14 protein-coding genes are annotated in these 21,537 nt (G+C 48.8%); 8 read left to right on the forward strand and 6 right to left on the reverse strand.

Annotated elements, in window-relative coordinates; genetic code table 11:
• Nucleotides 1-180 precede the first annotated feature (180 nt).
• The gene (locus FBY58_RS07210) at nt 181-1,098 is read left to right on the forward strand and encodes a DMT family transporter (protein WP_141920285.1); all 918 of its coding nucleotides are present in this window, start codon (nt 181-183) and stop codon (nt 1,096-1,098) included.
• A gap of 74 nt (nt 1,099-1,172) precedes the next feature.
• Here FBY58_RS07210 and FBY58_RS07215 read toward each other — a convergent pair whose 3' ends face one another.
• From FBY58_RS07215 to FBY58_RS07230, 4 genes are read right to left on the reverse strand one after another with little or no spacing between them, the layout of a single operon-like run.
• On the reverse strand, nt 1,173-2,846 hold the full coding sequence (locus FBY58_RS07215) for an efflux transporter outer membrane subunit (protein WP_260432143.1): 1,674 nt from the start codon (nt 2,844-2,846) through the stop codon (nt 1,173-1,175).
• Nucleotides 2,843-6,145, reverse strand: coding sequence for an efflux RND transporter permease subunit (locus FBY58_RS07220; protein ID WP_141920287.1), 3,303 nt, complete (start codon nt 6,143-6,145; stop codon nt 2,843-2,845). The genes FBY58_RS07215 and FBY58_RS07220 overlap by 4 nt, the downstream gene beginning before the upstream one ends.
• Nucleotides 6,142-9,240, reverse strand: coding sequence for an efflux RND transporter permease subunit (locus FBY58_RS07225; protein ID WP_141920288.1), 3,099 nt, complete (start codon nt 9,238-9,240; stop codon nt 6,142-6,144). Before FBY58_RS07225 ends, FBY58_RS07220 begins: the two co-directional genes overlap by 4 nt.
• 39 nt (nt 9,241-9,279) lie before the next feature.
• Entirely contained in the window at nt 9,280-10,605 is a 1,326-nt protein-coding gene (locus tag FBY58_RS07230) for an efflux RND transporter periplasmic adaptor subunit (protein WP_141920290.1), read from the reverse strand.
• 457 nt (nt 10,606-11,062) lie between these two features.
• Between FBY58_RS07230 and FBY58_RS07235 the strand changes: the two genes are divergently transcribed.
• The 4 genes from FBY58_RS07235 (at nt 11,063) to FBY58_RS07250 (ending at nt 13,935) form a co-directional block, all read left to right on the forward strand.
• Nucleotides 11,063-12,073: an SIS domain-containing protein gene (locus FBY58_RS07235; protein WP_141920292.1), complete on the forward strand. Its 1,011-nt coding sequence runs from the start codon at nt 11,063-11,065 to the stop codon at nt 12,071-12,073.
• Between the two features lie 186 nt (nt 12,074-12,259).
• The gene (purS, locus tag FBY58_RS07240) at nt 12,260-12,493 is read left to right on the forward strand and encodes a phosphoribosylformylglycinamidine synthase subunit PurS (RefSeq protein ID WP_141920293.1); all 234 of its coding nucleotides are present in this window, start codon (nt 12,260-12,262) and stop codon (nt 12,491-12,493) included.
• Nucleotides 12,493-13,158, forward strand: a complete 666-nt coding sequence (purQ, locus tag FBY58_RS07245; RefSeq protein WP_141920295.1) for a phosphoribosylformylglycinamidine synthase subunit PurQ — start codon at nt 12,493-12,495, stop codon at nt 13,156-13,158. Before purS ends, purQ begins: the two co-directional genes overlap by 1 nt.
• 228 nt (nt 13,159-13,386) lie before the next feature.
• On the forward strand, nt 13,387-13,935 hold the full coding sequence (locus tag FBY58_RS07250; RefSeq protein ID WP_141920297.1) for an HdeD family acid-resistance protein: 549 nt from the start codon (nt 13,387-13,389) through the stop codon (nt 13,933-13,935).
• Nucleotides 13,936-14,043: 108 nt separating this feature from the next.
• Here the strand turns inward: FBY58_RS07250 and FBY58_RS07255 are convergent, their stop codons facing one another.
• Both FBY58_RS07255 and dnaE read right to left on the reverse strand, forming a co-directional pair.
• Nucleotides 14,044-14,595, reverse strand: coding sequence for a GNAT family N-acetyltransferase (locus tag FBY58_RS07255; RefSeq protein WP_141920298.1), 552 nt, complete (start codon nt 14,593-14,595; stop codon nt 14,044-14,046).
• Nucleotides 14,596-14,727: 132 nt separating this feature from the next.
• Entirely contained in the window at nt 14,728-18,264 is a 3,537-nt protein-coding gene (gene dnaE / locus FBY58_RS07260; RefSeq protein WP_141920300.1) for a DNA polymerase III subunit alpha, read from the reverse strand.
• A 368-nt stretch (nt 18,265-18,632) separates the two neighbouring features.
• Here dnaE and FBY58_RS07265 point away from each other — a divergent pair, with 368 nt between their 5' ends.
• From FBY58_RS07265 to ssb, 3 genes are all read left to right on the forward strand, one after another.
• A complete protein-coding gene (locus FBY58_RS07265; protein ID WP_141920301.1) occupies nt 18,633-18,935 on the forward strand; it encodes a FeoA family protein in 303 nt (100 codons plus the stop codon).
• A gap of 5 nt (nt 18,936-18,940) precedes the next feature.
• Entirely contained in the window at nt 18,941-20,866 is a 1,926-nt protein-coding gene (gene feoB / locus FBY58_RS07270; protein WP_141920303.1) for a ferrous iron transport protein B, read from the forward strand.
• Nucleotides 20,867-20,967: 101 nt separating this feature from the next.
• Nucleotides 20,968-21,531, forward strand: coding sequence for a single-stranded DNA-binding protein (ssb, locus tag FBY58_RS07275; protein ID WP_141920305.1), 564 nt, complete (start codon nt 20,968-20,970; stop codon nt 21,529-21,531).
• The last annotated feature ends 6 nt before the right edge of the window (nt 21,532-21,537 follow it).

Consider the following 21,537-nt stretch of genomic DNA (forward strand, 5'->3'; position numbering starts at 1 on the left):
ATTTTGGGGCTATTTTTTAAGTCAAAAAAATATAAGCAGCCATTCTTATATTTGAATCATGCTCTTTGAAAATTCGATTCCCTGACTTGCTGATTGCCACTTATCGACAATTCATGCCGAACCGATACCGAAACAATGAGAGCTGCCTTAGAATAAAGTGACGGCGGAGTTCACGTTACCATGGAAAAAAAAGGCATCACCATAGCCCTTATAGCCTATCTGGCCTTTACGATCAGCGATGCTGGATCGAAATTGCTGGATGGTAAGATCAATGCTTTTGAAATCGCTTTCCTTGGTGGAGTCATTGCGGCTCCGGCGATTCCCCTGATGAGAAAGCCACATGAAAGCTATCTAAATGTTTTCGGATTTTATGATTTCAAAATTTGGCTAATCAGAGCTGTCTGTGTTGCGCTTTGCACTTTCTTTAGTGTGGTTGCGTTCACACGCCTGCCTATGACCGAAGCCATGGCGCTTTTATTTTTGCTGCCTTTCTTCGTAAATCTTATTGCCCTTGTCTTTTTGAACGAAAAGATACCTTTTCCGAAATGGGTTGCTTTGATTATCGGTTTTATCGGTACCGTTATCATCCTGCGACCGGGTCTTCGCCCTTTGGGTGTTGGGCATTTTGCAGCCTTGGCTGGCGCATTTTGCACGGGCGCATCTTGGGCTGTATTCAGAGCAACGAATAAGAAAAAAGGTGGTCTGGTTACAAAGCCATCTCGTTTATCGCTATATAGCGCAAGTGTTGTGGGGCCTATTGTCATTGACGGGGCTATGACATGGAATAGCTGGGTAACGCCAACCCCGTTACAATGGTTTTATCTGCTGATTTATGGTTTGTTTGCTGCTTGGGGACAAATTTTGATGATGATTGCGGCAGAATATGCCGAAGCGAACACTATCGCCCTGCCCCAATATAGCCAGATGGTTTGGACCGTTATTTTCAGCTATCTCATTTTCCATCAACCGGTTGATGGCGTTTCCTTTATCGGTATCGCTGTTATCTTCTTATCCGGTTATCTGACATGGCGCAGCGGTCGTAGATTGGTAACAGCACCTTTGCCACGGATTGCCAATCAGATTGAAAAAACGCTCTAAACATTATTGGAACATCGCGGACATATCGATTGGTAAAAAGAATAATCGATATGTCCGCCTTAAAAAAAAGAAGCTTACGGCTTATTCTTTTGCTGTTTGGCAGTTTTTTCTTCAGCTAATCTCTGCTCTTTTGCCTCGTGGAAAACTTTATGGTTGGTTGGCATCCGAGGCGGTAAGCCTGTCCATCCACCACCTAAAGCCTGAATAAGCGAAACCGCTGCAGTTTGGCGTGCCAACTGCGTTTGCATTAAGCTGCGTCTTGCCGATAAGGCAGAAGTTTCTACGGTAACAACATCTGTATAGGCGACCAACCCAACCTGATAGCGCTTCAGAGTAGCCTGTTGACTACGATCTGCGTTTTTAAATGCATCATTGAGATGGGTTTGCTGATTATTATAGACCTGCGTTGCGGCGATCTGATCGGCAACATTCTGGTAGGCTTGAAGAACAACCTGCCGATAATTAGCAACAGCCTGAGAATAAGCAGCCCGAGCCTGATGCAACTGAGATAAATGAGAACCCCAATCGAGAACCGTAAAGGCCATTGAAGCCCCAGTCGACCAGATACTGGAAGACTTTGCCAGAAGCCGCGTAATATCGCCCGCAGTGTCACCTGCATAAGGAGACAGGCTGAAGCTAGGATAGAAAGCCGCTTTCCTGACCCCAATAGTAGCTGAGGCAGCTTCTATCTTGCGCTCGGCAGAAGCAATGTCCGGTCGGCGCTGTAAAAGCGTTGACGGCAAGCCCAGTGGAATTTCGGGAACGGTAGGTTCCCAATTATCCTTTGGGGCAATATGAAAATCACCGGCGGGCACACCGACATAGACTGAAATAGCATCTTCGTAAGTACGACGATTTTGTCTCAGACTTTCGATCTGGGAGCGCGTATTCGATAGCTGGGTTTCTGCTTGGAACACATCGCTTTCAGGAGCGATACCTGCATTGAAACGGTTTCGAGCGACTTCTAGGGCGTGGCTGTATGCAGCGATCGTTTGCTGCATAATCGCCATTTCGGCATCGGCTTCCCGCAACTGGAGATAGCTACTGGCGACACCGGCATGAAGCGCAAGACGAGCGGTTTCGATATCCGCCATATTGGCTTCAGCAGTTGCCCGTGAATTTTCGATCTGGCGACGAACGCTACCAAAGAAATCTGGCGTCCAGCTCATGGAGAGACCGGCACGATAGTTATCGCTGATATTGCTTTTGCTGACGGTGGAAGATCCACCACCGGCCGTATTGACAACCTCGCTGCCACCACCGGTTACAGTATGCTGGTTTGACGCGCTGAGACTGATCGTTGGCCACATCGAAGAACGGCTTTGTCCCATGACGGCCAAGGCATTACGCCATGTCGCTTCAGCTTGGGCGACGCTTTGACTGGCGACATCGGAACGTTCGATGAGTTTGTTAAGATCAGGGTCGTTGAATAATTCCCACCAGCGATCCCTGACCAGTCGATCCATAGGCTGGGCGTCTTCCCAGCAGATTTTCTGGCCATTCTCGGTTACCTGTTCAGGCGGCAATGGCGGGGTATTCGGATCAGCCTTTTTTGGGTCTGAGGCAGACTTATTAGAGGATAATGTCGCACCGGAGGAAGCCTTATTTCCGGCGATATCGGTTACTTTTTTATTGTCCACACCGCCATATTGATGCGGTGTTGGAGCCGATGGACGAACGTAGTTCGGCCCCATTTCACAACCTGCCAATATCAAAGCAAGGGGGGGTAACAGGAAAAAGGCCTTCATGCTCTCTCCAACTGGTTTTCAGGCTTTGATTTCCGTCGCCACGGACGCCAATGCGATAAACGATCAAAGTAAATATAAATAACCGGTGTTGTGAAAAGGGTCAGCATCTGGCTGACAACCAGACCACCGATAATAGTCACACCCAAAGGTTGGCGGAATTCTGAACCTTCACCAAATCCGATAGCCAAAGGTAATACCCCCAAAGCCGCGGCAAGTGTCGTCATGATAATAGGACGAAAGCGCAAAATACAGGATTGCCGCATTGCTTCTTCTGCGGACAAACCTTGTTCTCTTTGCAGATGCAAGGCAACGTCGATCACCAAAATAGCGTTCTTTTTCACAATTCCCATCAACAGGAAGACCCCGATGAGGGCGATAACGGAAAAGTCCATATGGATAAGCATCAAGGCCAAAACAGCCCCGACCCCAGCCGCAGGTAAGGTTGAGATCACCGTGATCGGATGGATCAGATTTTCATATAAGATACCCAAAACGATATAGATCGTTATCAAAGCTGCAACAAGAAGTAAGGCCTGACTACCGCCTTGATCGCTACCGAGTTTAGCCGTTCCAGCAAAACTGCCCCGAATATTGGCAGGCACCATCAGTTGCCCCATTTTAGCTTTTATTTCATTTTGGGCTTCTGTCAGATTGTGGCCGGTTTTCAGGTTAAAGGAAATGGTTGCGGCAGCCTCCCCGTTATCATGCTGGATAGAGAGATCCGTTGCATGAAGCGAGAATTTCGCAATAGCCGGTAAAGGCACCATCGTGCTGGCCGTGGTGTTTAGAGCGCTGCCCGTTGAAGGGTCTCTTAAAGACGGGTTAGCCGAATTGGCATCCCCACTGCTGCCGCTGCCCGTTGAATTGACCGATAGCGCCGAAGAATCATTGGCAACCGAGGTTGCCCCTGCGGTATTTGTGCCTGTGCCAGCAATCGCCGTCGTATTCGTGGTAGAAGCAGAGTTATTAGCGCTATTGGCTGGAATATAGACATTCGGGAGCGCTTGGGGCCCTTGCTGGTCTTTCGGAGACCATTCGAAGACGACCGGATATTGGTTGATATCTTCGTAGATGGTCGCAATCTGCCGCTGACCAAAGCTGTCATAAAGCGCATTGTCAATATTGCGGGCGCTGATACCAAGACGGCTGGCACTGTCCCGATCAATATTGACCATGGATTCAATACCATTCAGCGATAAATCATTATCGACATCCGTCAGAATATCCGAGCCTTGCAAGGCCTGCGTTAATTTTGGCACCCATTCCTGTAACGCTTTGCTGTCATCAGAAATCAAGGTGTATTGATAGGTTGAGTCAGAAGAACGCGCGCCCATCCGCAAATCCTGCATCGGCGACAGGAAAACGGAGATACCCGTAAGCTGCGCCAGTTTAGGACGCAGCCGATTGATAACCGTGGTGGCTTTTTCTTTCCGCTCGCCCCATGGTTTTAATTCAACCATCAAGAAGGCACTGCCGGAGCGTTTACCACCCGTAAAGCCGATAACGGTTGAGACCTGTTTTTCTTGGCGCAGAATATTGACCGTTCGGGTCAGCTTCTTTTCCATACTTTGGAAAGAGGATGAACGGTCAGCCCGCACCCCTGCCATCAGGATGGGTGAATCCTGTTGTGGGAAGAAGCTTTTCGGTACCACGGCATAGAGATAGACTGTTAAGACCAGCACCAAGACAAACAGCACCAGCATCAAGGGCTTCATGGAGAGAGCCCAATTCAAGGCATAGCTGTAGGCTTTTTCGACGCAGGCAAAAGACTTTTCAAAGAAGTTAGCAATGCGACCCTGCTTTTGGTCTTCTTTCCGAGGTGAAAGCATCCACGCGCACATCATCGGTGTCGTGGTAAGCGAGATCACCATTGAAATCAGAACAGCGGCCGACAGACTGACTGCGAATTCACGGAATAGCCGCCCGCCGATCCCCCCCAAGAAGAGCAAAGGGATAAAGACCGCGACCAAGGACAGGCTGATCGACAAAACGGTAAAGCCGACCTCTTTTGACCCAAGAAGTGCCGCCTCCATTCGCCCCATACCATTTTCAAGATGACGAGCGATATTTTCGAGAACGACAATCGCGTCATCAATCACAAAACCGGTAGCGACAATGATCGCCATCATAGAAAGGTTGTTGAGCGAGAAACCGGCAAAATACATGACGGCGAAAGTGCCCAGCAACGAAACCGAAGCGGCAACAGCCGGAATGATAACCGCGCTTAAATTACGGAGGAAAACGCCAACAACGGCGATCACCAACACCAGCGAAATAATTAAAGTCAGTCGCACTTCGTTCAGTGTTGAACGGATTGAACTCGTCCGATCATTGGCGACCGTAATATGGACATCAGAAGGTAATAATTTTTCGAGATGCGGCAATTCACTCCGTAGGGAATCCACCAGATTAATCAGATTGGCACCCGGTTGTTGGGTAATCAGAACCACCACCGCCGGATGGCCATTGAAAAGACCAAGATTGCGGGTATCCGCCACACCATCAGTGACCGTCGCGATATCTTTTAATCTGATAGCCGTGGTGCCATTCCGCCATGCCACCACCAGATCGCCATAGAGTTTGGCATCACGACCAAGCTGGTTAGTGTAAATCTGGAAATGATGGCCATCCTGACTTTCCAAAGCGCCTTTGGGGCGGTTGGCATTGGCGCTTTCGATGGTAGCGCGGACATCTTCGAGGCTGAGGCCAAAACGGCTAAGCGCATAGGGTGAAACGTCGATACGGATACCCGGTAAGGAACCACCACCGATTTCGACTTCACCGACACCGGAAACCTGCGACAGCCTTTGTGAGACAAGGTTAGAGACGGCTTCGTATATCTGTCCTGGTGTTTTACTGTCCGAGGTCAAGGCAAGAACCATGACCGGCATCATCGAAGGGTTAACCTTCAGATAGGTTGGATTGCTTTGCAGAGTGGACGGTAAATCGGCGCGTGATGCACTGATAGCGGCCTGTACTTCTCTGGCAGCGCCATTGATGTCACGATCAAGGCCGAATTCCAAAGCAATCTGGGTTGAGCCGACCGAACTGGAAGAGGTCATTTCCGTCACATCGGCGATAACGCCCAGCCGTCTTTCCAAAGGTTGGGCAATACTGTTCGCCATGGTGTCCGGGCTGGCACCGGCCATGCTGGCCTGAACCACGATAACCGGAAAATCAATCTGTGGCAGCGGCGCAACCGGCAGTTTGAAATAGGCAATAATGCCCGCCAAGGCGATGCCGATTGTTAAAAGGGTTGTCCCGATCGGGCGCCAGATAAAGGGTCGCGACAGATTCACGCCGGTGTAACCTCGTTTTCAGAGTCTTTATGGTGACGCATACGGGCAAATTTTTGCCCCAACCGATCAAAGAATAGGTAGATCACAGGCGTGGTGAAGATCGTCAGCATCTGGGACGCCAACAAGCCGCCGAAAATGGCAAGACCCAGCGGCAAGCGTAATTCTGTTCCGCTGCCATGCCCGACCATCAAAGGAATAGCGGCAAAAAGAGCGGCCAAGGTGGTCATTAAGATTGGGCGGAAACGCAAAGTCGCGGCATTGAAGATGGCTTCTTCCGGTGACTTTTTTTCTTCTCGTTCGGCGGCAATCGCGAAGTCGATCATCATGATCGCGTTTTTCTTGACGATACCGATCAACAGGATGATGCCGATAATACCGATGATATCGAGATCATGCCCCGTAATCCATAAGGCCAAAATAGCACCGACGCTGGCCGACGGCAGGGTCGAAAGAATAGTGAGCGGGTGAATGTAGCTTTCGTAAAGAACACCAAGGACAATATAGACACAGATCAAAGCCGCAAAAATCAGAAGCATCTGATTGCCCAAGGCCTTTTCATACGCGCTGGCAGCGCCCAATAAGGTCGTAGTGATACCACCCGGCAGATTTAGGCTGGCGATTTGGGCGCGAACCGCCTTCACCCCATCACCCAAAGCCGTATTGGCTGCAAGATCGAAACCGACAGTGGCCGCCGGAAATTGTGCCACATGCATAATCTGTAACGGCGCCTGTCCTATTTTTAGCGTAGAAAAGCCGTTTAACGGAGTGGGTAAAGTGCCACTGCCCGCCAGATTAAGATGCCCCAAGGATTCAATGCTGTTTAAAAGATTGGGACGGGCTTCCAGAATAACGCGATATTGGTTCGTTTCTGTAAAGATCGTCGAAATAATACGCTGACCAAAAGCGGAATAAAGCGTGTCATCAATATCGGCGACGGTTACCGATAAGCGGCTGGCCGTTTCACGGTCAATATTGACATAGACCGCATCACCTTTGGCATCAGCATCGGTATAGACATCATTTAGTTTTTTGCTTTCGCTTAAACTATCGGCGATCTGACGTGCCGCTTTATGAACGCTGTCGGTGTCGGCACCTTCAACGGATAAGCGGAAACGAGTTGGGCCGGTATCGGTATCGACCGTCAAATCCTGAACCGGTTGGATATGAGCGCGAATACCCGCCACACTGGCCACCGTTTCATAAAGGCGTTTGATGACGGCTTGTTCGTCTATGGTATCGGTTTTCAGATTGACCAACATCACCCCTTGGTTAAGGGCGCTGTTCGTAACCCCGTCAACACCACTTAAGACCGACAGATTTTCAACAGCCGGATCCTGTAAGATCTTGGCGGCGGCTTTTTTCTGTAATTGAGCCATCCGGTCATAAGAAACGTCAGGGCTGGTATCTGTCTGGATACGAAGCTGCCCGGTTGCCTGTAACGGGAACAGACCTTTCGGGATAGCCATGTAAAGAAAAGCGGTGCCGACAAAAGTCAGGATCGTCATCATCAGAATAAAGGTCTGATGACCCAACACCCATTTCAGCCCATGTTCGTAATGATATTCCAGTTTTTCAAAACCCTTTTGGATGCGGTCACCAATGGGGTTTTTATGACGATGGGCAACCAGCAAGCGGGCTGATAACATCGGGGTCAAGGTCAGAGAGATCACAGCCGAGATCAAAATCGTGATAGCCAAGGTCATGGCGAATTGACGGAATAGCCGTCCAACAATGTCGCTCATGAACAGCAACGGAATAAGCACGGCAATCAGCGAGATCGTCAGCGAGATAATCGTAAAGCCGATTTCCTGCGCCCCCTTCAAAGCGGCTTTGAAGGGCGGCAATCCTGCCTCGATATGACGTTCAATATTTTCGATCATCACGATCGCATCATCGACGACGAAGCCTGATGCAATTGTGAGTGCCATCAAGGAAAGGTTATTGAGGCTGTAATCCATCATATACATGGCGGCAAAGCTACCGATCAGCGATATCGGTACCGCCAAAGCGGCAATGAAGGTCGCTCGTATTGAATGGAGGAAGAAGAAGATAACCAGAATAACCATCAGAACAGCAAGAACGAGTTCGACCTCGACATGTTCGATGGAGGCTCGGATACCGGTAGTTCTGTCGGTAACAATGGAGACTTTGAGGCCAGCGGGTAATCCGGCCTCTAATTCAGGAAGCTGTTTTTTGATGTTATCAACTGTGGCGATCACATTCGCGCCCGGTTGCCGTCTAACATTGATAATGACGGCGGGCGTAATATTGTAATAGGCACCAAGGCGGTTGTTTTCAGCACCGGCCACGACCTGCGCAACATCGCTCATTCTGACTGGGCGACTATTCCGCATGGCGACAATCAAATTTTTATAATCATCAACCGTTAAGAGCTGGTCATTGGCATTGATTTGCCATGATCTTGACGGGCCATCAAAGCTACCCTTGGCCGAATTGGCGTTAGCGTTATCAATGGCGGTGCGAAGCGTAGAGAGTGAAATACCATAGCTGGCTAAAGCCTGTGTATCGGCCTGAATACGCATAGCCGGTCGTTGGCCACCGGATAATTCAACCAGACCGACACCGGAAACCTGCGAGATTTTTTGTGCCAAGCGGGTTTGAACCAGATTTTGTACTTCTGTCAGCGGCATTGTTTCCGAAGTCGCCGCCAGCGTCAGAACAGGAGAATCCGCAGGGTTGACCTTGGCATAGACCGGTGGTGCCGGAAGATCAGCCGGTAAAAGGGCGTTCGCCGCATTGATAGCCGCCTGCACTTCTTGTTCGGCGACATCTAAAGCTTCGTTAAGCCCAAATTGCAGGGTGATAACAGAAGCACCGGCGGCGCTTTTCGCGCTCATCCGCGACAAGCCCGACATTTGCCCGAATTGCCGTTCCAAAGGGGCAGTTACCGTTTGGCTGGTCACCTCAGGAGACGCCCCCGGATAAAGGGTTGTCACCTGAATAGTCGGGTAATCGACCTCGGGCAGAGCGGAAAGCGACATATAGTGAAAGCCGAGCATGCCAGCTAACACAATAGCAATAACGATCAGCGAGGTCGCAACAGGCCGAAAGATAAAAAGACGTGAAGGATTCATCCAGCCAACTCCTTGCGGCCTTTTTCTTTACAGCTCATATTATGATTTAGCCTGCGTTTTGCCCGTATTATTCTGGGTTTTGATATTCATTTCCTTGGAAGATTCAGCCGGAGTCTGAACCTCGGAATTTTCGATCAGGCGATCACCCCCTTCGGTGACAACCGACTGATTGATATCCAACCCTTTCAGAATGACGATGTTATCGCCATAGCTGCTGCCCGTTGTAACAAAATGACGATGCACCTTCCGCTGGTTATCGACCAACCAGACATAGCTTCCGCTATCGGCCTGACGAATGGCGGTTGAAGGCACGGTCACAACGTGGCGCAGGGTTTCAACATTTAAATGAATATTGACGAACTGGTTCGGGAACAGCTTTCCATTGCTGTTATGGAAGCGGATTTTGCCTTTTACCGTACCGCTGGTCGTGTCGATCCGGTTATCAAGGGTGAGCAGCCAGCCATCCCCAAGATTTTCGGTTTTCGTTCGATCAAAAGCGGTACCGGTTAATTGGCGTCCCGTCATAACCTGTTTTTCGACTTCTGGGACAAAATCCTGTGCCATCGTGAAGACAACGTCGATCGGATCGAGGGAGGTTACCACCGCAACACCGGTGCTATCACCGGCAGCGATATAGTTACCCTGATCGACCGGACGCAGTCCGACCCGTCCGGTAACCGGTGACGGGATAGTCGTGTAACCAAGATTGACCTTGGAATATTCAACCGCTCCACGATCAGCCTCGACAGTGCCTTCTAACTGGTGAACCGTAGCAGCCTGTGTATCGACATCCTGTTTAGCAATAGAATCCGAACCAAGCTGCCGATCACGTGCCAATTGGATGCGGGCATTTTCAAGCTGTGCCGTGTCCCGTCTGAGAGCGCCTTCGTTTTGAACGAGCTGCGCCGCATAGAGGCGAGGATCAATAAGGGCGAGAGGCTGGCCTTCTTTGACCATCTGCCCTTCGGTATAAAGAATCCGTTTGATGTAGCCAGAGACCTGCGGTTTCACCGTAATCGTTGAAACAGGCGTCACCGTGCCCAAAGCTTCGACCACAATGGGGACATCAGCTGTTGCACTTTTGACGATACCGACCGTAATCGGCATGTCGCCGTCATCACCCGGAGGCCCCATTTTTGAGGACTTGCCATGCCGACTATGGCTGGCACCGGCTTTCTTGGTATTGGTGTTGTTGTGATGCGCAATATAGGCGATCAGGAAAAAGATAAAACCTATAACTATCAAACAGATAATCCAGCTTTTTAATTTCCCTTTTTTGGAAAGAGAGGGAGCAGAAGACGGCTCATTTTTCTCTTGTTTATCGTCCGGACGAGGTATGTTGGGACCGTCTGTTTCGTCATGCATATGGCTGGCTAACCCTCTCCTCAGATCGCAATCGCTATAAAAAGCCTATTTTCAGCATTCAAGCCTTACGATAGAAGGCTTTTGCTTGCTTAAAAATGAACAAAAAATGATAATTTTTGTTGGTAATTGTATTATTGAGCGCTCCCCCAAAAACGCTTTCATATACAGTCACAACCCATACGAAATAGACAACAGAATGCACCAAAATTGTGACAATTGTCAGATATTTCTGTTTTGTTAATTTATGTAAAGATAAAATGCTTCAACATTTTTTGGATTAAGACAAAATATCAGGAAAAACGCAAGGGTGTTTTGTTATTTAATTTTGTAAAAAGATGACAAAACATCCGTAATATAAAACAATAAAAAATTAATCTGACCTCGGGATAAATTTCATTCGTTATGATGAAGACAGTATCCGACCATGGTCATAACAGTGCGGTAGGGGCTTTTAAATATGCAACACTCTCTTCAGGCAGCCGATGACACGACGTCGTTAGAAGATCCTTGCTATAGTCAATTTATCAAGCATGGACGAAATGTCATCCTGTCCGAAGCGACCGCTATGCATCATTTGGCAGCCTCGATCGGTAGCGATTTTGCAAAAGCCGTTGCCCTGTTAATCGAGACGCACGGACGCATTATTATAAGCGGTATCGGAAAATCCGGTCACGTTGGCCGGAAGATTGCGGCGACATTGGCTTCTACGGGGTCTTCTGCTTTTTTCATTCATCCGGCCGAAGCGGCGCATGGTGATTTGGGCATGATGATGAGTGGCGATATCCTGATTGCGATTTCCTTTTCAGGGCGCACCCGAGAATTATTGCCGATGATTAGCTACGCTCAGACGTTGCAGGTACCGGTGATCGTCATCACTTCGCAAAAAGGCGATATATTGCCGAAAGAAGCCTATCTGACTTTGCGTTTACCAGAGTTAAAAGAGGCTTGCCCTGCGAATATTGCGCCGACGACCTCGACGACTTTAACCATGGCTTTAGGGGATGCATTAGCAGTTTGTATCATGCGACATCGCGGGTTTTCCCGTGATGGTTTTAAATTGCTGCATCCGGGTGGGCAGATCGGTTTTCGGTTACAATCTATCAGTCGTTTGATGCATGAAGGGGATGCCCTGCCCTTGGTTCATCGCAAGGAACCGATGCGCGATGTGTTGGTGACGATGAGCCGTAAAAGCTTTGGAACCGCGGGTGTTGTCGATGACAATGGCGAATTGCTGGGTGTGATTACCGATGGCGATTTGAGACGCCATGCCGATCATTTAATGGAAAGCAGTGCCGAAGACGTCATGACATCTGATCCGGTGACAATGTGCGCCAATGATATGGCCGAAGATGCGCTTATTTTGATGACCGAAAAACGAATCACCAGCCTGTTTATTCTTGGCAAGAATGGCGCAAAACAGCCAGTTGGCTTGCTTCATATCCATGACCTGACCCGCATGGGGCTTTAATATTGGTTGTATGCGCTTTTGGTGATCGTTTTTTATCCTGCCTAGCCCTTCTCTTTTCAGGCGGTATAATTTAGAGGAAGGCTGAATTTATTGACGAGACTGATTTTCACGGTCTCTTGTATCAAAAAGGCGGATGGCTATGAACGCTTTGAAGCCTGTTACGATTAAATTAGGGAGAACGCGGTAGTGAAGGCTAATGTTCATGTGACGCTGAAGAATGGCGTTCTCGATCCTCAGGGTAAAGCTATCCATCACGCATTGGAACGGCTCGGATTTTCTGGCGTCAACAATGTGCGGGTCGGCCGCTTAATCGAACTTGATCTGGATGATAACGTCACCGATCAGGAAATTGAGGATATGTGCCGGAAGCTATTGGCGAATATGGTCATTGAAAGCTTTCATATCGAGAAGGTTGCCTGATGAAAGCTGCTGTCCTTGTTTTTCCGGGCTCCAATTGCGATCGGGATCTGGCTGTTGCGATTGAGAAAATCTGTGGCACCGAGCCTGCGATGGTATGGCATCAGGAAACCGAATTGCCTGATGATCTTGACCTCATCGCCGTTCCAGGGGGATTTTCCTATGGGGATTACCTTCGTTCCGGAGCTATGGCTGCTCGATCAGCGGTAATGTCGGCAGTTGTCAAACAGGCTGATCGTGGTGTGCCGGTTTTAGGTATCTGTAACGGATTCCAGATTTTGACCGAAGCAGGTCTGTTGCCCGGTGCATTGATGCGGAATGCCGGTTTATCCTTTATCTGCCGGAATGTTGGTCTGGAAGTTTTGAATACGGCATCCTCCTTCACTCGCCTTTACAAGAAAAACCAGAAAATCCATCTGCCGGTTGCGCATCATGACGGTAACTTTAGTGCCGATGAAGCCACCTTGGATCAGCTGGAAGACGAAGGCCGCGTGGCGCTTCGCTATACCGAGAATGTAAACGGTTCTGCCCGCAACATTGCCGGTGTGTTGAATAAAAAAGGGAATGTTTTGGGCTTGATGCCCCATCCTGAAAGAATGATCGAAGCCGCTCATGGTGGCAAAGATGGTTACAATATGTTTGCTTCCCTGATGCAGGTAGTAGCTTAAACCATTTGGAGCAACCGGCTGTAAAAAGCCGGTTGTTTTTTGGATAAAGGATGTTTTTTGCCAAAATGGCTTGAGAAACCTTCAGAATACAAAGATTTTTCTTCCTATTTTATAGAAAACAGGAACTATCCGCCTCATTTTCTTTTTATTACTATTAGCATTATACTGCGTTTGTTCGGCTTCGCTCTAAGCGTAAAAATGTTATTTAGTCTCTGCGGAGAAGAAAAAATGAGACGCCTATTTTCTGAAAACCGCAGCTGGGGATGGACAATGGCGTATGCAGCCTGTCAAATCCTCGTTGGTGGTGCCGCTTTATGCTTTCCTTTTACGATGTCGATCGCCAGCGGATTATTCTTTGGGTGGCTGTTGGTCGTTGCGGCTATTTTCGCCATCATTTCCGGTTTTAGCAGTCGCCATATCAGAGGGCATTGGCTCGATATTATTTGCGGTGTGATCGCCTTTGTTACTGGCGTTATCGCGATCGAATATCCGGTGGCAAGCGCCTTGACCATTGTCTGGTTGATTGCCTGTTGGCTGTTGCTGGTCGGATTAACCCAGCTTTTTATTGCCTCTCGTATTGCGACCGAAAGAAATTGGCTGCTGTTGCGGGGGGCTGTGAATACCCTAATCGCGTTGTTCCTGTTCTTTTCCAGCGACAAGACGTCTTTAGCCTTTTTGGGGTTGGCTGTCGGATTTGCCTTCGTCAGTGAAGGTATCGGTATGGCGATGTTGGCTTTGCGCCTGAAACGATTGCAGGAAGAAAATACCATCCTTTAAATTTGGCAAATGTCGCTTGTTTTTTAAATATCGCAGGTCGTCATTTTAGGCGGCCTGTTTTTGTTGGAAGCATGTATTTTCTTGATGGCATTCAGCCGTGGTAAGTCATCAATTGTTGTTTTGCCACTGATCGCGAAGTAGCCGATAAAGGACATGGCGGCGGAGATAATGCCCTTTTGGAACAAGAGGATGGTCGAAATCTTCGTTAGGATTATATGCCATGCCCAATTTTGACATGACGCGGCGTGATTTTAAATTGGAAGGCACGGTAATAGCGATAATTTCGCTTAGATTCAGCGTATCAAATCCGAATTGCAAACAGGCTTGGGCGGCTTCGGGTGCGTAGCCGAGTCCCCAGAAAGGGCGAGCGATACGCCACCCTATTTCGACGGCTGGGGTAAAGAAAGCTTCATAACCAACTTTGCGAAGTCCAACCGTTCCGATAAAGATCCCGTCTTCTTTGCGTTCAACTGCCCAAAAACAAAAGCCATGCGCTTGCATGTGATTGATCTGATTGTCGATCCACTCCCCTAAAGCTTTTTCACGTTGGAGAGGTATCAAGAATTCCATAACAGCGGGATCGGCAGATATTTCTGCGAAGGGTTCCCGATCAGCATCCCGCCATTCTCGTAATTGGAGCCGTTTTGTTATGAGGTTCATGCGCTTTTAACACCATATGCGAAAAGAGCCCGTTAGCAAAAATAGCATTGGCTTAACGCTCACGCTAGCTCAGAATGTTTAGACTCACTCTGTTAGCGATTTTTAATAACAATACTGCCCTATTTTAGTTTTTTAGGCATAGGCTGGTTGTTTTTGGGCGTTTTCTTGTTTTTGTTTTTCTTTCTCTTCAAAAAAGGATTTTAGTTTTACATCTTCGATACCGGACAGGCGTTTTATCTTGGCTTTTAATTCAGCGCTGAGAATAAAATTCCGACCAATCAAATAATCGACAGAGCCACCTTGAGGGAGCAAGGCGCGAATATATAATTCGCCTTGGCCGCCTCGGTGCTGATTAATAAGATCAGCTAATGGCGGGATCGCTTTTTCATCGCCCGTGGCAATGGTCATTTTGAGGCGGGCGCTGGAGGTTAATTCTTCGCAAGGCTGGATTGATCGGATCGAAATTCGGGGTGCTTCATCACCCGGTCGCCAATCCAGTTCGACCTCCATTAAAACGCAGGCTTTTTCTTTGGCAGCCTTTTCCAAATTTTTAGTCGCGGTTTCATCAAAGCAACTGGCAAAAAACTGCCCCGTAGCATCGGAGGCCGCCACCATCATATAGCGCCGCCCACGGGCAGAATCCCGCCAGCGGACATCTTCGATCATCGCCGCCATTTGGGTGGAAATCCGTTTTTTGCGGTAATCTTGGGGGTTCTCGTCATCTTGTGGATAAGAAGGGGGTGCCAAGCGATTGATATCGGCACGGCTTCTAATCCGTAGGCTGGAAAGCAAAGAGCGATAATTATCAATCGGATGAGAAGAAAAGAAAAAACCGAAGGCTTCTTTTTCGGCATTCATCCGTTCAGACAAGCTCCAGATTTTGTCTTCCGGTAATTTAATGGAAGGCATGGCCATTTCTTCCATGCCGAAAAGACCGCCCTGCCCGCTTTTCCGCATCCGGTGGATACCAGCCGCCATGCCAATAATCATTTCACTGCTGTGTTTGACGGCACAGCGGTCAAGGCCAAGAGAGTCAAAGGCACCGGCAGAAGCCAGACTTTCCAGTTGCCGCCGATTCAGATGTTCAGGATTGATGCGATTGATGAAATCATCAAGGCTTTTAAAGGCGCCGTTTTTTTCGCGTTCCTGACAGATGTCATCCATCGCCTTTTCACCGACACCTTTTAAAGCGCCTAAAGCGTAGCGGACGCAGCCGTCTTCCACCGTGAAATCAGATTGGCTGCGATTGATATCGGGCGGGAGATAGCGGAGACCGGAACGCCGCATATCATCGACAAAGACCTGTAATTTGTCAGTCAAAGCCATATCGAAGCACATCGCAGCAGCATAAAATTCGGCGCGATAATGGGCTTTTAGCCATGCGGTTTGATAAGCGACCAAAGCATAGGCGGCGGCGTGGCTTTTATTGAAACCGTAGCCTGCGAATTTATCAATCAAATCGAAAAGCTGGTTGGCTTGGTCGGGACTGATATTATGGGCTTTGCTGCCATCGACAAAGCGTGACCGTTGGGCATCCATTTCTGATTGGATTTTTTTACCCATGGCGCGCCGCAACAGATCGGCTTCCCCAAGAGAATACCCCGCCAAGACCTGCGCAGCCTGCATCACCTGTTCCTGATAGACGATGATGCCATAGGTTTCTTTTAAAACGGGTTCGAGCAAGGGATGCGGATAAACAATTTCCTCGCCACCATTTTTACGTGCGCCAAAGCTGGGGATGTTATCCATTGGCCCCGGACGATAGAGCGCAACGAGGGCGATGATGTCTTCGAAACGGGTTGGTTTAACCGCAGCAAGCGTCCGTCTCATCCCTTCGGATTCCAACTGGAACACCCCGACGGTATCACCCTGTTTCAGCAATTCAAAAACGGCTTCATCATCAAGCGGTATATGATCGAGATCAACCTCGACCCCACGCGCTTTTAGCATTTGAACGGCTTTATTCAGAACGGAGAGCGTTTTTAGTCCCAAAAAGTCGAATTTCACCAATCCCGTTTTTTCGACATATTTCATGTCGAATTGGGTCACGGGGAAATCAGAACGGGGATCGCGATAGAGCGGCACCAATTTATGTAAAGGACGGTCACCGATAACCACACCCGCCGCATGGGTTGAGCTGTGCCGTGGCAGGCCTTCCAGTTTCATCGCAAGATCAAGCAGGCGATGCACTTCTTCTTCGGTTTCGTAAGCTTTGGCTATTTCAGGCACGCCTTTTAATGCCCGATCCAATGTCCAAGGATCGCTGGCCTGACTGGGCACCAATTTTGCCAAGCGATCGACCTGACCATAGCTCATTTGCAAAACGCGTCCGGTATCTTTCAGAACAGCGCGCGCCTTCATCCGCCCAAAGGTAATGATCTGTGCGACATGATCTAGGCCGTATTTATGCTGCACATAGCTGATAACTTCGGAACGCCGCGTTTCGCAGAAATCGATATCGAAATCCGGCATCGAGACACGTTCTGGATTCAAAAAGCGTTCAAACAGCAAGCCCAGTCTTAACGGATCAAGATTGGTGATTGTCAATGCCCATGCCACTACCGAGCCAGCACCGGAGCCACGACCCGGCCCGACCGGAATCTGGTTATTTTTTGCCCATTTGATAAAATCGGCAACGATCAGGAAGTAACCCGGAAAACCCATATTTTCGATGATATTTAATTCATATTGCAGCCGTTCTTCATAGGCTTTCCGGTCAACTGGCGTGGACATGGCGGCCAAGCGGGCTTCCAAGCCTGCCCATGCGTCTTTCCGCAGCATCAGGGTTTCACCTTCGCGGTCACCGGCCAAGCTGGGCAAAATCGGTTTACGAACAGGAGCTGCAAAGGCACAGCGTTGGGCAACTACTAAGCTGTTTTGAAGGGCTTCTGGTATGTCTTCAAATATCCGCGCCATTTCTTCGCCGGATTTCATCCATGCTTCGGGGGAACTTTGCCGCCGATCTGGGCTGTCCACATAAGCGGAATCGGCGATACAGAGCATCGCGTCATGGGCGGGATGAAAATCGGCTTCAAGAAAACAGACCGGATTAGTCGCGACCAAAGGAATATCGCGATCATAGGCGAGATCAATTAATCCGTCCTCGGCAGCCTCTTCTATGGCTTCGCCACGTCTGGAAAGTTCAATATATAAATGGTCAGGGAAAATTTCCTGTAAACGGGTGAGATAGGCTTCGGCTTCGCTTTGCTGTTCTTCGGCCAGCAATCTTGCCAAAGCGCCTTCTTTGCCACCCGTAAGCGCGATCAGTCCTTTTTTATGCTGTTCCAGAAATTCCATCGAGACATGCGGCGGCAATTCAAGTGGGCGACCTAGATGGGCATGAGACACCAAGGCACAGAGATTGTTATAGCCGTCTTCATCCTGTGCATAGAGCGGGAGCCAGTCGATTTTGAGTTCTTGACCGCTGGCATCGCCACCACGAACCGGACGGGCAACGGCAAGAAGGCTACCTAGGACCGGCTGCACACCGTCTTTTTTACCCGTATCCGAAAAAGTCATGACGCCATAGAGGCCGTTACGGTCGCAAATCGCCGCCGCCGGAAAGCCCAGTTTCTTGGCGTGTTGGGTGATGTCTTTTGGCTCGATCGCCCCTTCCAGCATAGTAAAGCCGGAAAAAATCCTCAGCGGAACGAAGGGAGTATAAGGCATAGGGTTACCCAAGGCTAAGTCGAAGAAAAGGTTGTTCCCACCCTGTCATGGCAATAACAGAGCAATCCTTAATTTTTTCAAAGACTGGAAAACTGCTGGATAGCAGAGAAGTAAATCCTGGAAAAGGTGTGTAGTCTTTAAAGTGAAGAGACGTTTTTTTGGCCAACCCTTGTTATAACAACAATATGTTATAACGTATCATTATATTGATAGGCAGTTGCATTATCTACCGTTTTATGACAAGGAATATTTATATCAGTCATTGCCAACATCAATGAGAAAACTACTTTTAGATTATGTTTTAAAAATTCAAAACCGATAAGAAGAAAAAGATATAGTCTAAATACGGTTTTAATAGGATAATAACTATGCGCCTTAATGAACTACCATTAAAGAAAGCAGCGGTTATCACAGATATCGACTGGTCCGCCTTGACCCCTGAAATCGGACGCCGTTTGCGGGATTTAGGTTTTCATAAAGGTGCAGAAGTTGAATTAAAGCATTTTGCCCCGATCAGTCACGACCCGATCGCCTGTCGGGTCGATAGAATATTAATCGCCATTCGCCAAAGTGAAGCTTCGGTTATTTCTGTCAAAGCGCCTGACGCAACACCGGAACCAGCCCTATCCGATAAAGCTTCCCCTTCTCTATCCACTGTAGGACAGGCCTGACTTCCATGAACGGACATTGCGAAGATAGTTCGCCCCCCACGATAAATAGCGAGAACCCGTTGATTGCCATGGTTGGTAATCCGAATACGGGTAAATCCGCTTTATTCAACGCCTTGACCGGCGCCCATCAAAAAGTCGGAAATTATCCGGGGGTAACGGTTGAACGGAAATATGGACATATGGCTTTACCGGATGGTCGTCCGGTGGAAGTGGTCGATTTGCCGGGAACCTACAGTCTTGATCCGGGTAGTGCCGATGAACGGGTAACGCGTGACGTGTTATTCGGACAAATGCCCAATGAAAAAGTGCCGGATATCCTGTTGGTGGTTCTGGACGCGACGAATTTGCCGCTTCATTTGCGCTTTGCTTTGCAGTTGTTGAGTTTAAAAATTCCAACCGTTTTTGCCCTCAATATGGTTGATATGGCACAGCGGGACGGTTTGGAAATCAACATAGAGCTTTTGTCTGAAAAGCTGGGTGCCAAAGTTATTCCGACAGTCGCGGTCAGACGCCGTGGTATCGAAGAATTAAAGCAGGAAGTGGCGCATCTGGTCGATCAGATGGCTGTTCATGCGCCTAAAAAAGCTGAAAATGCAGCCATTTTAGAGGCTAGCGGCACGCCTATTTTGCAAGATATTTCGTCTTACCAGCCCAAAGCCAGCGAATTGACCAAGGAAGTCACCAAGGTCGTTCACAAGGCCAAAGGATGGTCACAAAAGATCGACGATATTGTTTTGCATCCCTTTTTGGGCCCGATCATTCTCGCCGGTCTGATGTTTTTCATGTTTCAGGCTGTTTTTGCCTGGTCACAGACCCCGATCAGCTGGATTGAAGACGGCTTTACTGCTTTGGAAGCCTTTATCCGGCCGTTATTACCGGAAGGCCTGTTCCGTTCCTTGATTGTGGATGGTGTGATTGCCGGTGTCGGTTCGGTTTTGGTCTTTTTACCCCAGATTCTTATTCTGTTTCTCTTTATCCTGTTGCTCGAAGGCTCCGGCTATATGGTGAGAGCGGCCTTCTTGATGGATAGAATGATGGCCAGAGTGGGATTAACAGGCCGTGCCTTTATTCCGCTGTTATCATCTTTTGCTTGTGCCATTCCGGGAATTATGGCGACCCGCTCAATCGAAGACCCGAAAAGCCGTTTAACAACGATTTTGATCGCGCCTTTGATGACCTGTTCCGCCCGTCTTCCGCTTTATACCGTGATTATCGGCGCTTTTGTGCCGGATAAAGAAATCGGTTTGAAGATTGGTTTGCAAGGGCTGGTTATGTTCTTGCTCTATGTGGCCGGTATCGTTGCCGCCATGTTGGTCGCATTGGTGTTCCGCTATACCTTGGCAAAGGGTAAATCGGGTTTATTCCTGATTGAAATGCCACGTTACCAGACGCCTATTTTACGGGATATCGTGCTTGGCCTGTGGCAAAGAGCGATGATCTTTTTGAAACGCGCCGGCACGATCATTTTGACCGTTTCGGTGGCTTTATGGGCAGTATTGGCTTTCCCGCGTGCGCCGGAAGGTGTGCCGCAAAGTGAATATTCAATTGCCGGACGGGTTGCCGCCGCCCTTGATCCGATCATGAAGCCGGCTGGTTTTAATCATGCCATGACCATGGCAGTTATTCCGGCCATGGCGGCGCGTGAAGTTGCCGTCAGTGCTTTGGCCACAGTTTATTCCATTGATAGCAGTGACGAAGACAAAACGCAGGAATCCCTGATCGGCACATTGAGAAAAGCATGGCCGTTGTCTCAAGCCCTTGCCTTTTTGGCTTGGTTTGTGTTTGCGCCGCAATGCTTATCGACGATCGCGGTCATTCGTCGTGAGACCAATGGCTGGAAATGGCCGATATTCACCTTGTGCTACCTGTTTACACTTGCCTATATTGCCGCGACAATCGTTTTTCATGTCGCGCAGATGTTCGGCCTTTAAAAAAGGATATCGCTGTTTTTTCCCAAGGCCTTTTGCAGAAGGTCTTGGGGCAACGCTAAAAAACAGCTAAGCGAGCGACAGCAATATTTTGAGGGAATTTTATGGCAGGCAGTGTCAACAAGGTCATCTTGCTGGGTAATTTAGGGCGTGATCCAGAAGTAAGAACCTTTAGCAATGGTAACAGAGTTGCCAATTTGAAGATTGCAACGTCTGAATCATGGCGCGACCGCAATACGGGCGAACGTCGCGAAAAAACAGAATGGCATTCTGTCGCTATTTTCAGCGAAGGTCTGGTTAAGGTTGCCGAACAATATCTGCGTAAAGGCAGCAAGGTTTATATTGAAGGTCAGTTGCAGACCCGTAAATGGCAGGATCAATCTGGTCAGGATCGCTATTCAACCGAAGTCGTTTTGCAGGGCTTTAATGCCAGCCTTGTGATGTTGGATGGCCGCAGCAATAGCGGTGGCGGCGATTTCAACGGCGGCGGCAATAACTTTGGTAACAGTGGTGCCGGTGCTGGCGGTGGATTTGGCGGCGGTAACGCTAGCCCGGCCAATAATGAATGGGGCAAAACCGAAAATAACTTCGGCGGTGGCGCTTCTTCTTCCAATAGCAACCATGACCCATTTGGCATGGATGATCTGGATGATGACGTTCCGTTCTAGGATCTG

The organism is Zymomonas mobilis (genome assembly GCF_006715975.1).
GTDB lineage: Bacteria > Pseudomonadota > Alphaproteobacteria > Sphingomonadales > Sphingomonadaceae > Zymomonas > Zymomonas mobilis_B.

Coding starts and splice junctions, on each gene's coding strand:
- FBY58_RS07210 (WP_141920285.1), top strand. CDS start 181: ATGGAAAAAAAAGGCATCACCATAGCCCTTATAGCCTATCTGGCCTTT.
- FBY58_RS07215 (WP_260432143.1), bottom strand. CDS start 2,846: ATGAAGGCCTTTTTCCTGTTACCCCCCCTTGCTTTGATATTGGCAGGT.
- FBY58_RS07225 (WP_141920288.1), bottom strand. CDS start 9,240: ATGAATCCTTCACGTCTTTTTATCTTTCGGCCTGTTGCGACCTCGCTG.
- FBY58_RS07230 (WP_141920290.1), bottom strand. CDS start 10,605: ATGCATGACGAAACAGACGGTCCCAACATACCTCGTCCGGACGATAAA.
- FBY58_RS07235 (WP_141920292.1), top strand. CDS start 11,063: ATGCAACACTCTCTTCAGGCAGCCGATGACACGACGTCGTTAGAAGAT.
- purQ (WP_141920295.1), top strand. CDS start 12,493: ATGAAAGCTGCTGTCCTTGTTTTTCCGGGCTCCAATTGCGATCGGGAT.
- FBY58_RS07250 (WP_141920297.1), top strand. CDS start 13,387: ATGAGACGCCTATTTTCTGAAAACCGCAGCTGGGGATGGACAATGGCG.
- FBY58_RS07255 (WP_141920298.1), bottom strand. CDS start 14,595: ATGAACCTCATAACAAAACGGCTCCAATTACGAGAATGGCGGGATGCT.
- dnaE (WP_141920300.1), bottom strand. CDS start 18,264: ATGCCTTATACTCCCTTCGTTCCGCTGAGGATTTTTTCCGGCTTTACT.
- FBY58_RS07265 (WP_141920301.1), top strand. CDS start 18,633: ATGCGCCTTAATGAACTACCATTAAAGAAAGCAGCGGTTATCACAGAT.
- feoB (WP_141920303.1), top strand. CDS start 18,941: ATGAACGGACATTGCGAAGATAGTTCGCCCCCCACGATAAATAGCGAG.
- ssb (WP_141920305.1), top strand. CDS start 20,968: ATGGCAGGCAGTGTCAACAAGGTCATCTTGCTGGGTAATTTAGGGCGT.